This is a genomic window from Lysinibacillus sp. RU7 (assembly GCF_057837305.1).
Map to the genome: position 1 here is coordinate 1 of NZ_JBYQFK010000169.1, position 260 is coordinate 260.

Consider the following 260-nt stretch of genomic DNA (forward strand, 5'->3'; position numbering starts at 1 on the left):
GTATTGTCCAGTCAGTGCTTTCTGTTTCAGTACTGGCAAGTATGATGTCTATGGCTTATGCTGCACAAAATGAGCAAGAACAAGCTGAAAAAGCATTAGAAAAGCCTGCTGAACCTGTGAAATTGGAAACAATTTTTGTAACAGCTGAAGAGCAGGTGAAGCAGTCGCTCGGCGTATCAGTAATCACCCAAGAAGATTTAGAAAAACTACCAGTTCGTAATGATATTTCTGATTATGTGCGCCGTATGCCTGGTGTCAAT

At 41.2% G+C, this 260-nt stretch carries 1 pseudogene; it reads left to right on the forward strand.

Annotated features, from left to right (window positions below):
• Window positions 1–260 (forward strand): annotated as a pseudogene (locus AC3II9_RS21955) (hypothetical protein); the annotation flags it as partial.